Source organism: Aeribacillus sp. FSL K6-2848 (genome assembly GCF_038004325.1).
In the GTDB taxonomy this organism is placed as follows: Bacteria; Bacillota; Bacilli; order Bacillales; family Aeribacillaceae; genus Aeribacillus; species Aeribacillus composti.
On the sequence record NZ_JBBOQQ010000001.1, the window covers coordinates 1532961 to 1544804 of the forward strand.

The following is an 11844-nucleotide window of genomic DNA, read 5'->3' on the forward strand; positions in this document are numbered from 1 at the left end:
TCAACCTTCTGGAAAATTTGACATCCGATTGATGACCTACGGCTTCTTCATAACATTTTTTAAAAGAGTAGGAGTGAAACTGTTGAGACAAAAAGCGTCAAGATCGGAATTAATTGAAGTGGCTCAAGGACGGAGGCCCGCAGATTTAATTATCAAAAATGGTACGGTGATCAACGTCTATTCAGGAGAATTGTTGAAGCAAAATGTCGCTGTTTATCAAGACTCCATTGCATATGTCGGCGAACGGGATGTCCTTTCCGATGAACATACAAAAATTATTGATGCAGAAGGGATGTATGTTTCACCAGGTTTTATTGAACCGCATGCACATCCGTGGGTCATCTACAATCCTGTTAGTATGACTAGGAAAGTTCTTCCCCTTGGAACAACGACAACGGTAAATGACAATTTGTTTTTTTATTTGCATATGGGAGCTGCTGGATTTAAAAAAATGGTCAAAGACTTGAAAGACCTTCCGGGCAATTTTCTTTGGCTTGTCCGGCTTGTCTCGCAAGCGGATTTCAAAGGAGAAAGGGAATGGTTTAATCAAAAGGATGTGCAAGAGCTTTTAGAATTAGAAGAAGTTGTCGGAACAGCGGAGGTCACAAGATGGCCGCTTTTATATCAGGCTGATTCCTTTTTGCTTGATACAATTGAAGTGGCAAAACAGAAAGGGAAAGTCGTGGACGGTCATACAGCAGGCTGTTCATATGAAAAATTGATTTCCATTGCTGCGAGCGGAGTCAGCGCTTGTCATGAAGCAATAACGGCAAAAGAGGCGCTGGACAGGCTGCGGTTGGGAATGTGGACGACTTTACGCAACAGCTCGCTTCGCCCTGATTTCCCTGAAGTTATAAAAATGATTACAGAAGGGAAAGTCAGTACACATCGAATTACGATGACAACCGACGGTCCGCACCCTGGGTTTATCGAAAAAGAAGGCTTTGTCGATGGATTGATCAGAAGAGCTGTAGAATTAGGAGTGCCGGTCATAAACGCGTTGCAAATGGCTACGATCAATGCAGCCGTTTATTTGCGCTTAGATGATTATATCGGCGGGATTGCTCCAGGAAAATTGGCAGACATTTTACTTCTTCCAGATTTGAAATATTTTCGGCCGGATGTCGTCATTTCAAGAGGTGAAGTCGTAGCCGAGCAAGGAAATTTACTTGTGTCAACACCGAAACTAAATTGGAATCAATATGTTGTCCGGGAGCCATTTGCGTTTTCGAAGCAACTTTTGGACGATTTAAACTTGTACCGTTACCCATATTCAAGTACTGAACAAACTGTTCCGGTCGCTTATTTTAAAAGCAATGTCATTACGCAGCGAAAAGATGTTAAGCTTCCAGAAGCAGGGGGATTCGCAGATATTTCCGGTGAAGAAGGCTTATTGTATGCGTCGTTAATTGACCGGAACGGAAAGTGGGTGTCGAAAGCGATATTAGAACGATTTGCCGTTCATCTAGATGGGATGGCGTCAACTTACAATACTACAACAGAATTGCTTGTGATCGGAAGAAATCCAAAAGCGATGGCCCAGGCGGCTAAAAGAGTGCATGAACTAGGAGGAGGAATCGTCATTGTTGATGGCGAGGACATTGTGGTTGAAATACCTCTTCCATTTACCGGCATGATGACGGACGATTCATCATTTGATCAAGCTGTTCGATATCATGATGAGCTGTTAGCAGCCGTGCAGCAAAGAGGATTCCCATTCCATGACATTTTATATACGCTATTGTTTTTAACTTGTGATTTCTTGCCCGGTCTTCGTCTTATTCCATTTGGTTTGTATGATGTTAAGAAAAATGAAATGCTGCTTAAAGCGGAACCAATAAAAGATCAAATCGCGAAGTAAAACTAGAAAAAGAGAGCTGAGCCGTTTCCTTCAGGGGGCAGTCCAAAAAGTCAGGGTTAACTGACTTTTTGGAGCCCCTTTTTTAGGAACTTATCGGACAGGCCATTTTTCCAATCTATCCTTCAGAAGTCTTATGAAGGACTTTTCTTATGCTCACTTTCTGAATTCGGATCTTCAAAAGTTTTTCAGCATATACAATTGCTTCTTGTTGGACCTCATTGCCTCTATGAAGGCCATTTACAAATTTTATTCGATTATTTTTGTCCTTCACAGCAGTATTTCTCCAAAATCCTTCATTTTAGGAACTCAACGGAGAGCCCCTTCTTACAATTAGTCAAGAGTTTTTCGTAACTATTTGTTTCAGTGGATTTATTTAGGAGGCAGTGGTACCCCTTCCTCCTAAATAAATTTACGCATGCCTAATAGATCTAACGATTTTTGTTTTTTTCACTAGATCAAATATGTTATATTTTTCCTGAACAATTGCGAAGTTGCTGATGCGATTTCGTAATTGTACGTTAAAATGTGTGTATTAAGATGGAAGAGACACTTCAATAACTTATTCACACAAGCGATGGACGCAACTTTATGACATTTGTTATAAGGTTGCGTTTTTAATTTGTCGTAATATTCTACAAAATGATTGTTTCCAATGCGTCGTTGGCGTTAACGATTCCTTTTTCTTATCCACGATCTCATGGATTCAACATATTAAACCTGATTCTTATAAGGTCCGTGAAGTAGGCCAGTTATTTCAATGCGAACCTATCGTTCTTTAGGCTGTCACGACCTTTTCTCCACTTCTACAAATCTTAATATGTTTTTTTCGGGTTTCACATTGTTGAAGCCTCATTTGAGAGCAACAAGGATAAATACATGCTGAATCTCCTACTATTTGTTTTTTTATATAGTAAACTCCTTTTCTGGTGCACTTTAATCAATCGGGAAGCAGGCTGGATGGACGAAAATGGACAAGAAACATTCTGGGAATGTCGGTACAGTTTGGAAAAGATGTACTTATCGTTTGTTCCAACATTTGAAAATCGGCAGGAAGAATCGTTTAAAAAATAGCAGATGCGGAAAACTCAGTTCATCATTATCTTACGGTTCGTTTCAAAAGAAAAAATTTCCTGGGAAAAGCTTGAAAACTATAATCCAATTTTTCGGTTGAAGGCGGTGCTTCTCATCGTCTGTCCATTGGTTGGCGAACAAATAAAAGTTTTGAACATCTGCCAGTTACAAACAGACAGAAAATAGTTTAGAAGAGATGTACTCACTGTTTTAAATAGCACAATCATATAAATCAAACTTTGAAAAAGGACAACTGTCTTTCACAGCGTAAAAAGCTGTGCCTTTTTGACGCAAAAAAATTTTTCCAGAAAGTATTGTCATTTTTTTCATAATAAAGTATGATTTATCTGTATTAAGAATTATAATACAGTTAATACAGATGTGGGGGCTGCGGGAAAATGCTTGATATAGATTTTCGAAGCCGAAAACCGATCTATGAACAGCTTGTCGATCAAATAAAAGAGATGATTGTAAGCGGAGTGCTGAAAGGGGGAGAACAACTTCCCTCCGTCAGAGTGCTTGCACAGCAATTGACGGTGAATCCAAATACAATTCAAAAAGCTTACCGTGAGCTGGAGAGGATCGGATATATTTACTCGATTCAGGGAAAAGGAAATTTTGTTTCGGAGAAGATTGAGGCATCTAATCAGGAAGAGCTGAAAATGGTTAAAGAAAATTTGCAAAAATTAGCACAACAAGCATTATTTTTAGGGATGCAATCTGATGAGCTCCTGCAGATCATGGAGGAAATTATCAAAGATCATCAAGGGGGAAAAAGAGATGATTGAAGTCAAAAAGGTATATAAAACATTTCAAAATGCGACTGTGTTATCTAACATCGATTTACAAATTGAAAAAGGATCCATCTTCGGGCTTCTAGGTTCAAACGGCGCTGGAAAAACGACGCTGTTGAAGCTGATCGCAGGTTTGTATAAACAAGATAGGGGAGACATTTTAATTGATAAAAAACCTGTATTTGAAAATGAAGACATTAAGCAAAGATTCATATTCCTTACAGATATTCCTTATTTTTTCCCTCATTATACGATCAAACAGATGGCGAATTTTTATGAAAACATATATCCATCCTTCAGCAGAGAACGATTTCAAACATTGCAGGATGTATTTGATCTAGATCTTAAGCAAAAAATTTATCGCCTGTCAAAAGGAGTTCAGCGTCAAGTGGCATTTTGGCTCGCTTTTTCCGCAATGCCTGAACTGCTCATTTTAGACGAGCCGTTTGACGGTTTAGATCCGGTCATGAGGAAAAAAATGAAAAATATAATCATCCAAGATGTGGCAGTGAGAGAAATGACTGTGATCGTCTCTTCCCACAACTTGCAGGAAGTAGAGGATATAAGCGACCATATCGGCATTTTGCATAAAGGTGAACTGCTAATAAAACGGAATTTGGATGACCTAAAGTCGAATATACACAAAGTGCAAATTGCCTTTCAAGGAAGCGTTCCTTCGGAAATGCTGCAGCAGCTTCAAATTGTCTATCAGGAACAAAGAGGCAGCGTGCATTTATTCATTGTAAAAGGAAATGCTGATGAATTTTCCAGCTATATAAAAAGCTTTAAGCCTCTTTTATTCGATTTGCTCCCGCTTACATTGGAGGAAATTTTTATTTATGAAATGGGGGAAAAAGGATATGCAATCGAAAACATCCTTATTTAAAAAAGAGCTGTTAATTCAAAATTTCCGTTCTGTCGGTTGGGTAGGACTTACGTTTTTGATCGGTCTAATTCTATCAGTACCGATGGAAATTGCGGTGTTGTTTTCCGGGAGAGAGAATTATAATGAAGAGAACATATATGAAAGTTTGTTTTCCATTGCACAAGAACTTCAATTACTCATGTTAATCGTGATACCTGTGCTTATGTCCATTTTTTTGTTTCGGTTCCTGCATGTAAAGCAATCCAGCGATTTTCTTCATAGTCTTCCGATAAATCGGAAAATGCTTTTTTGGCATCATTGGCTGACGGGTGTTGTGTTTTTAATCGTACCTGTCATGATTACTTCTCTAATATTGGCCGTTTTAATACAGGTGTTTGATTTGTCGAGTTATTTTCGTGATTTGAACCTTGTTAGATGGTTTTGTACTTATTTAGCATATACGTTATTATTGTTTTCTATCGGCACCTTCTCTGCCATGCTGACAGGAATTAGCACGATTCAAGCTGTATTGACATTGATTATTTTATTGTTTCCTTTCGGGGTTTATCAACTTATAGTGTACAATTTGCAATACATTTTGTTTGGATTTCCGAGCGGCTATTATTTGAATAATAATCTTTGGATCGAATTTTTTTCACCGCTTACGAGGCTGATTTCTCTCGAATTCCAGCCTTTCTCTTGGTGGGAAATCGCCGTTTATTTATTGCTAGCAGCCTTGTTTTGCTGTATTTCCTTGCTTCTGTACACACGGCGGCCAGTCGAATATGTGTCACAAGCCGTTATTTACTGGAAGCTTAAACCAGTTTTTAAATATGGCGCCACTTTTTGTACGATGCTGCTCGGTGGGATGTATTTTGGCATTATTGACTATAGCGGAAGCTTATTATGGATTTGTACCGGATATGTAGTTGGTACACTCATCGGTTATTTTATAGCTGAAATGATCTTGCAGCAGACGTGGCGAATCAAGCCTAATTTCAAAGGATTGTTTATTTATTCTATTACAGTGATACTTGTATTCATTTTGACCGGTTCTGGTGCGGGAGGATATGAGAAAAAGGTTCCGAGAGTTGCAGAAATACAATCGGTATTTTTCAGCAATTATTGGTATTACGAGGACGAGATGATTAAAAAGTTTATCTACCAGGAACCGGAAATAATCGAAGCAATTCAAAAGCTGCATACAGAAATCGTTGCCGAAAATAGATCCAAAGATGTTTCCGAACCTGAATCGTTGTTTATCGTCTATTATTTAAAAAATGGAAGCAAATCGATCCGCCAATATGAAGTTGATCGGAAATCGTTCGAACGATATTTGAAGGAGATTTATGAATCGAAGGAATATAAAAAAGCAAACTATGAAGTTTTTGACATAAACGATCAAGATGTTGAACAAATAGTATTTCATTCTAACTATTCAAACTACTATGTTGAAAAAGTGGATATTGCCAATAATTCTGATCAACTTGCAAAAGCATTAAAAGCATTAAAAAATGACATCGCGAATCTTACATATGAAGATATGATCGATGAAAGAAAAGACTGGGGAGAAATTGAAATCACTTTAAAAAATAATAAGCAATTATTCATTCCATGGAAAAAAAGCTTTAAAGAGTTCGATGAGTGGATGAAGAATAACGGAACGGTTAAAAACGCAAGAGTGACAGCTGATGATGTCCAATATGTACTCATAACGGAGAATAACATCAATCACGATTTGGATTATAAAAATATGCTGAAAGAAATTGAACAAGATCCGCAAACGGTCAAAATTGTAGATAAACAGTTGATTGAGCAATGCTTGCAAGATGAAACAGAATCGACTTCAGGAAAAAATATTATGTTCATTGTTTATAAAAATGGAAATTATGAGGTTGGCAGCTTTGTTCATCCAGAAATAGCTGAATCGATCAAGAAACAGGCAAAAAAATAAAAAAGGATTGGAGAATTATGAATGATATAATATCCGCTCAAGAGAGCTTTCAAGACATCTATTGTATGTTTTATAAAAAAGTGTACCGGATTGCTTTTTCCATAACGAAAGATGTACATTTGGCAGAAGACGTATTGCAGGAAACATTTTTGAAATTTTATCAAAAGGCTGAACAAATTGAGGATATGGAAAAAATCTCTGGTTGGCTCAGTACAGTAGCAGCGAGAACTGCGATTGATTTTCTTCGGAAGGAACAGAAAACGCCGTGCCCCCTAGACGAATTATTGATCAGTCAAGGGGGCAATGTGGAACAAACAGCAGAATATGAATGGCTGAAAGAGACCATTTCTCAAGAAATTCGGAAACTAAAACCGAAATACCGTGAAATTTTAGAATTGAAATTGTATTATGATTTAAAAGAACAGGAACTAGCTCAACAGCTAAAGCTTTCGAAAGGAACAGTTAAAACTAGGCTTCACAGGGCAAGACGCACGCTGAAAGTGTCGCTGAAAGATGCGATGTAAAGTTCGGGTGCTCTTGCCCCTTTTTTACGTCTTTTCCCAGATTTTTAAAATCAGGGGAGAAGCTTATGAATTTTTCGCTTTTCGATATTGATACTGTTTCCATTGGAACCGGATAAAGCAGCCGATGCAAAATCCTAAAATCGCAATGAAAGCCGCTGAAAAAACTAAAATCGAAAAAATATATCCTAAAACATCAATATGAAAAGAAAATCCGATAAATGCTAGCAGCAAGCAAGTGCAGGCAATGATTTGATTGAATTGCTGATCAGATCTATCTTCTAAATGATAGGACGAATGCGGTTTTCGCAAAAACGTTTTAGCGGCCGCCATAATCGGATTGACGCCAAAAATAAGTCCAATCAAACCAGCAATAAGCGGAATAAGAAGAAAAAGCGGCTCGTTTGTGATCCAAGTGATCAAAACAGACAAAACAATTGTCCATTGATTCGTTCTAACTAGAGGACGAGGGATGCCGTCCATGGAAATCCCACCTTTCCATATATGTTTTATGATATTTATATCATAAATGTGCAGGCATTGCATCTTTTTTGATTTTGATCAAGCCTCCATTCATATAATTATGTTACAATGGTTGGTAGATATTATGGAAATTAGGGGGATATGAAAATGTCAATCGGTTATGTAAATGGTCGCTTTGTTGACCTCAATGAACCGGTGATCCCGATTGATGAAAGAGGACACCAGTTTGGAGACGGAGTGTATGAGGTGATCCGCGTTTATAACAAAAAGCCGTTTATGCTGCGCGAGCATTTAGAGCGGTTACAGACAAGTGCTGAAGCGATTAAATTAAAACTCGATCAAACATTGGAGCAATATGAACAGCTGATAAAAGAAGCAATTGAAAAATCAGCATTAACAGATTGCGACGTCTATTTGCAAATTACGCGCGGAGTGGCCGTTCGAAATCATTTGTTTCCAGATGTTTCTGTTTCAACAACGATGACCGTAAGACCTGCAAAGCAATTGCCCCATCATTTGCGGGAGAACGGCGTATCTGCTATATTCCATGACGATGAGCGGTGGGCCAATTGCTATATTAAATCGCTTAACTTATTGCCGAATATTTTAGCTAAACAAACCGCCCATGAAAAAGGAAGCTATGAAGCGATTTTAGTCCGTGATGAATATGTGACGGAAGGATCGAGCTCCAACGTATTCATCGTCAAAAACGGAACAATTTATACGACGCCGCTATCAAAGCATATATTGTCAGGAATTACAAGAATGGCGGTAAAATCGATCATTGAAACAGAAGGTTTAACATTAGTAGAAGAAAAGTTTACGAAAGAGGATGTACTTGAAAGCGATGAAGTCTTCATTACGAGCACAACTTCTGAAATTTTACCAATCGTAACCATAGACGGGCAAAAAATTGGCACGGGAAAACCGGGTGAGATCGCGACAACACTTTATCAAAAATTCCAAGAAAACATCGCAAACGAATAACGAGCCTATTGATCGTATAAGCCTGCAAGAAATCTTTCCTGCCAGGCTTTTTTTTATCATAAAAAACAGGGGGAAAACATGAATATTATTGATCTTCATTGTGATGCGCTGATGAAGCTGGCGAATGCTAAAGGAAAGCTGAAGTTTGCTAACGCCTCGTATTTGGATACGAATAAACAAAGATTGATCAAAGGTAAAATTAAGGTTCAATGCTTTGCCGTCTTTATCGATCAAAAAATAAAAACTGAATACAAATTCCAAGCGGCGCTTGAACAAATCGATCTGTTTTTTACAGAAGTGCTTGGAAACAATCCGGAAATGAAGCAAATAAAGGATTGGTCTGATTTTTATAAGCTTGAGGAACATGAAATTGGGGCGATGCTGACTCTCGAAGGTGTTGATGCGATTGGAGGAGATCTCTACAAACTTCGACTTCTTTATCAGCTGGGAGTTCGATCGGTTGGATTGACATGGAATTATGCCAATCTGGCAGCTGATGGAGCACTTGAAGAACGAGGCGCTGGTGTAACAGCATTTGGAAAGGAAATCATAAAAGCAAACAATGAGCATCGAGTTTTCACTGATGTCTCCCATTTATGCGAGCGTGCGTTTTGGGATGTAATCGAGCTTGCGGATTATCCGATTGCGACCCATTCAAACGCCCGCGCCTTATGTGATCATCAGCGCAATTTAACCGATGAACAGGCAAGGGCAATGTTTCAAAAAGGCGGTACCATTCACATCGTGTACGCCCCCCAATTTTTAACAACTAATGATCAGGCAGCAATCAAAGATGTAATCAAACATATCGACCATTTTTGCATGCTAGGTGGAGTGAAACAAATCGGACTTGGCTCTGATTTTGACGGAATTGAGCAAAAAGTAATAGGATTGGAAGATGCGGCAAAAACACAAAACTTGATCAATGAACTGCTGAAATATTATAATGAGGACGAAGTGAAAGGATTTGCGTATCAAAATTTTCTCAATCATTTACCGAAATAGGTGCAAAAGCAAACTGTTAAGATTGCTTTTTTTTTTGAGTTTAAATCCCCAAAAACATACTTGACTTATCGGAATTATAAACATTATAATAAAAAAAACGAACGATTAAAGGTGGTTAATTTTATGGAAAAAATGTACTATATTCCGAGCCAACAGGCATCGTTAGCTGCCACATTGCATATACCGAACGCTCCATCTAAAAACGAAAAATTTCCGGTTGTTGTTATTTGTCACGGTTTTGTAGGAAGCCGAATAGGTGTCAACCGATTGTTCGTCAAAGCAGCCAACCATTTTGCTTCGCTCGGCTTTGCCGTTTTGCGGTTTGATTACGAAGGCTGCGGCGAAAGCAGCGGTATTTACGGAACTTATGGCCTCGACCGCTTTATTGAACAAACGATTCATGTTATCGATTTTGTTGAAAAGCTTCCTTTCATTGACAAACATGAATTATATTTGCTTGGCCATAGTTTAGGAGGAGCAGTGGCGACACTCACAGCTGTACGGGATGACCGCGTGAAAAATTTGGCGATTTGGGGAGCGGTCGGTCGGCCATTTGAAGATATAGCGGCCATAGTTGGAAAGGAAGGTTTAGAAGAAGCAGAATCAAGCCAATATGTTGATTATGAAGGCTATTCCTTAACGAAAACATTTTTCCGCTCGCTTGAACAGTACACACCTTTACAAGAGGCTAAATCGTTTACAGGTGACGTATTCGTTGCCCACGGAACAGAAGATGAAGTCATTTCTCCTTCTTATGCTTGCCTGTATGAAAAAAGCTTCAAAAAAAGGGCTAACAGCGTTGAAAAATCACTCATTATCGGCGGAAACCATACATTTTCGTCTATTTGTCATTCAACCGAATTGTTTCAACAAACAGGAGAATGGCTTGAACGGCAAAGAAAGTTAAACGATGATCGAAAAAAAAAGATTATTTAATGAAAGAGTTTCTAAACGAAAAAGAAGGTTGACCGGACAGCTCGGTCAACCTTCTTTTTTTAATAATAAGGAGAAATCAAGATGTATACAAGAACACCAGTAAATGAGACGTATAGCCAAATCGGCATCGCCCAGCGAACAATTTTCCGGTGTTTTTCTACCTGTCTTGACATTCCCCAGAAAAAGGCAAACAATGCAAGCGGAACAATGACGGCTGCTAATATACTATGGGAAGTAAGAATAAATAAATAAAATGTTTTCATAAATCCTTCACCGCCATAACGGGTCGGTTCAGATTGCAAAAAATGATAGGTTAAATAAGAAATACAAAATAAGGTGGTCGTTGTAAACGCTGCGATGATAAAGTTCCGGTGTACTTTGATATTTTTCTTTTTAATTGCATAAAGAGCAGCGAGCAGAAAGACGAACGTAAAGCTGTTAAAAATCGCATTAAGTCTTGGGAAAATCGTCAAATCAAAATGGACTTCGCCTCGATATCCGAGTGGAGAGAAAAATAACAGTAAAATAACGGCATTTATAATAACTGAGAGTGTCACAACAATGCCGGTGTAATTTTTTTTGTTGTGAGGCTGTTCATAGTTTTGAATGGAGTCCATTTTTTTCCTCCTAACATAAATTTTCTCATTGTATATTTTATCATTTTAAAATGGATTTAAAAGTGACAAAGTGGTGAAAATCGAAATTTTGACAAATCTCTACTTAAATTCTAGAAAAATTTTGATAAAATGGAAATAAAGAAAAAATAGTTCTTTTGGAGGGGATGAGGATGTACAAAAAAATATTAGTTCCTATGGATGGATCTGCCCATTCTACACGCGCGCTTGAGCATGCTGTAAAACTTGCCAAAACAGTTGGGTCTGAAAAAATCACGATTTTGCATGTCAATAATTTAAGATTTACAGAGCAGTATTATTTTGTTGATATTTCCAAATTAATTGATGAAGAGAACGAAGCGATTTTAAAACCAGCGATTGAATTCCTTACTGAAAGCAACGTCCCGCATGAAACACATATTTTCCAAGGAGAGCCAGCAACAATTATTACGGATTATGCAAAAGAACATGACTATTCCATCATTGTAATGGGGAGTGCAGGGAAAGGCGCGCTTAAAGCAACGTTGTTGGGAAGCGTCAGCCGAAAAGTAGCTCAAGAGGCTCACTGTCCAGTCTTAATCATTAAATAAAAATAAGAAATTTGTCCATTTTAGTTTACATACGAGCTAAAATGGGCTTTTTTTGTTTGCTATAAAGTGAAAGGGAGAAATTGTTCAAAGCTTTTGATCATTACTGGATAGGATGAAATGAAGAGGGGATGGGCACTGCAGAGAATAACAATATGCCTTAAAT

The 11844-nt window shown here is 38.1% G+C and carries 11 protein-coding genes and 1 pseudogene; 9 read left to right on the top strand and 3 right to left on the bottom strand.

Annotated elements, in window-relative coordinates:
* Positions 1-82: 82 nt before the first annotated feature.
* Positions 83-1861: an adenine deaminase C-terminal domain-containing protein gene (locus tag NSS70_RS07560; protein ID WP_340806795.1), complete on the top strand. Its 1779-nt coding sequence runs from the start codon at positions 83-85 to the stop codon at positions 1859-1861.
* Positions 1862-2311: 450 nt separating this feature from the next.
* On the opposite strand, the pseudogene NSS70_RS07565 reads toward NSS70_RS07560, so the two are convergent.
* Positions 2312-2527: pseudogene (locus tag NSS70_RS07565) on the bottom strand (hypothetical protein); the annotation flags it as partial.
* A gap of 803 nt (positions 2528-3330) precedes the next feature.
* On the opposite strand from NSS70_RS07565, the gene NSS70_RS07570 reads away from it, so the two are divergent.
* Genes NSS70_RS07570 through NSS70_RS07585 form a run of 4 tightly spaced genes read left to right on the top strand, consistent with a single transcriptional unit; the run spans position 3331 to position 7069 of the window.
* Positions 3331-3720, top strand: a complete 390-nt coding sequence (locus tag NSS70_RS07570) for a GntR family transcriptional regulator (protein WP_063389422.1) — start codon at positions 3331-3333, stop codon at positions 3718-3720.
* Positions 3713-4612 carry an ABC transporter ATP-binding protein gene (locus tag NSS70_RS07575; RefSeq protein ID WP_340881202.1) on the top strand — a complete coding sequence of 300 codons (900 nt, stop codon included), beginning with the start codon at positions 3713-3715 and terminating at the stop codon, positions 4610-4612. Before NSS70_RS07570 ends, NSS70_RS07575 begins: the two co-directional genes overlap by 8 nt.
* Positions 4587-6545: a DUF6449 domain-containing protein gene (locus tag NSS70_RS07580; RefSeq protein ID WP_340881203.1), complete on the top strand. Its 1959-nt coding sequence runs from the start codon at positions 4587-4589 to the stop codon at positions 6543-6545. The genes NSS70_RS07575 and NSS70_RS07580 overlap by 26 nt, the downstream gene beginning before the upstream one ends.
* A 17-nt stretch (positions 6546-6562) precedes the next feature.
* A complete protein-coding gene (locus NSS70_RS07585) occupies positions 6563-7069 on the top strand; it encodes an RNA polymerase sigma factor (RefSeq protein ID WP_339199485.1) in 507 nt (168 codons plus the stop codon).
* Positions 7070-7132: 63 nt separating this feature from the next.
* On the opposite strand, the gene NSS70_RS07590 is transcribed toward NSS70_RS07585, so the two are convergent.
* Positions 7133-7549, bottom strand: a complete 417-nt coding sequence (locus NSS70_RS07590; RefSeq protein ID WP_063389418.1) for a DUF4395 domain-containing protein — start codon at positions 7547-7549, stop codon at positions 7133-7135.
* Positions 7550-7696: 147 nt separating this feature from the next.
* On the opposite strand from NSS70_RS07590, the gene dat reads away from it, so the two are divergent.
* From dat to NSS70_RS07605, 3 genes are all read left to right on the top strand, one after another.
* Positions 7697-8536 carry a D-amino-acid transaminase gene (dat, locus tag NSS70_RS07595; protein WP_339229249.1) on the top strand — a complete coding sequence of 280 codons (840 nt, stop codon included), beginning with the start codon at positions 7697-7699 and terminating at the stop codon, positions 8534-8536.
* Between the two features lie 78 nt (positions 8537-8614).
* Positions 8615-9541, top strand: a complete 927-nt coding sequence (locus NSS70_RS07600; RefSeq protein ID WP_066251054.1) for a dipeptidase — start codon at positions 8615-8617, stop codon at positions 9539-9541.
* A gap of 111 nt (positions 9542-9652) precedes the next feature.
* Complete coding sequence (locus NSS70_RS07605) at positions 9653-10477, top strand: alpha/beta hydrolase (RefSeq protein ID WP_340881206.1); 825 nt, start codon at positions 9653-9655, stop codon at positions 10475-10477.
* A 59-nt stretch (positions 10478-10536) separates the two neighbouring features.
* On the opposite strand, the gene NSS70_RS07610 is transcribed toward NSS70_RS07605, so the two are convergent.
* The gene (locus NSS70_RS07610) at positions 10537-11094 is read right to left on the bottom strand and encodes a DUF420 domain-containing protein (protein WP_063389414.1); all 558 of its coding nucleotides are present in this window, start codon (positions 11092-11094) and stop codon (positions 10537-10539) included.
* A 170-nt stretch (positions 11095-11264) separates the two neighbouring features.
* Here NSS70_RS07610 and NSS70_RS07615 point away from each other — a divergent pair, with 170 nt between their 5' ends.
* Positions 11265-11681, top strand: coding sequence for a universal stress protein (locus NSS70_RS07615; protein ID WP_063389413.1), 417 nt, complete (start codon positions 11265-11267; stop codon positions 11679-11681).
* Positions 11682-11844 lie beyond the last annotated feature (163 nt).

Bases quoted from the DNA above. Each gene is read 5' to 3' on its own strand.
- NSS70_RS07575 (WP_340881202.1), top strand. From the start codon at position 3,713: ATGATTGAAGTCAAAAAGGTATATAAAACATTTCAAAATGCGACTGTG.
- NSS70_RS07610 (WP_063389414.1), bottom strand. From the start codon at position 11,094: ATGGACTCCATTCAAAACTATGAACAGCCTCACAACAAAAAAAATTAC.
- NSS70_RS07600 (WP_066251054.1), top strand. From the start codon at position 8,615: ATGAATATTATTGATCTTCATTGTGATGCGCTGATGAAGCTGGCGAAT.
- NSS70_RS07580 (WP_340881203.1), top strand. From the start codon at position 4,587: ATGCAATCGAAAACATCCTTATTTAAAAAAGAGCTGTTAATTCAAAAT.
- dat (WP_339229249.1), top strand. From the start codon at position 7,697: ATGTCAATCGGTTATGTAAATGGTCGCTTTGTTGACCTCAATGAACCG.
- NSS70_RS07585 (WP_339199485.1), top strand. From the start codon at position 6,563: ATGAATGATATAATATCCGCTCAAGAGAGCTTTCAAGACATCTATTGT.
- NSS70_RS07615 (WP_063389413.1), top strand. From the start codon at position 11,265: ATGTACAAAAAAATATTAGTTCCTATGGATGGATCTGCCCATTCTACA.
- NSS70_RS07570 (WP_063389422.1), top strand. From the start codon at position 3,331: ATGCTTGATATAGATTTTCGAAGCCGAAAACCGATCTATGAACAGCTT.
- NSS70_RS07590 (WP_063389418.1), bottom strand. From the start codon at position 7,549: ATGGACGGCATCCCTCGTCCTCTAGTTAGAACGAATCAATGGACAATT.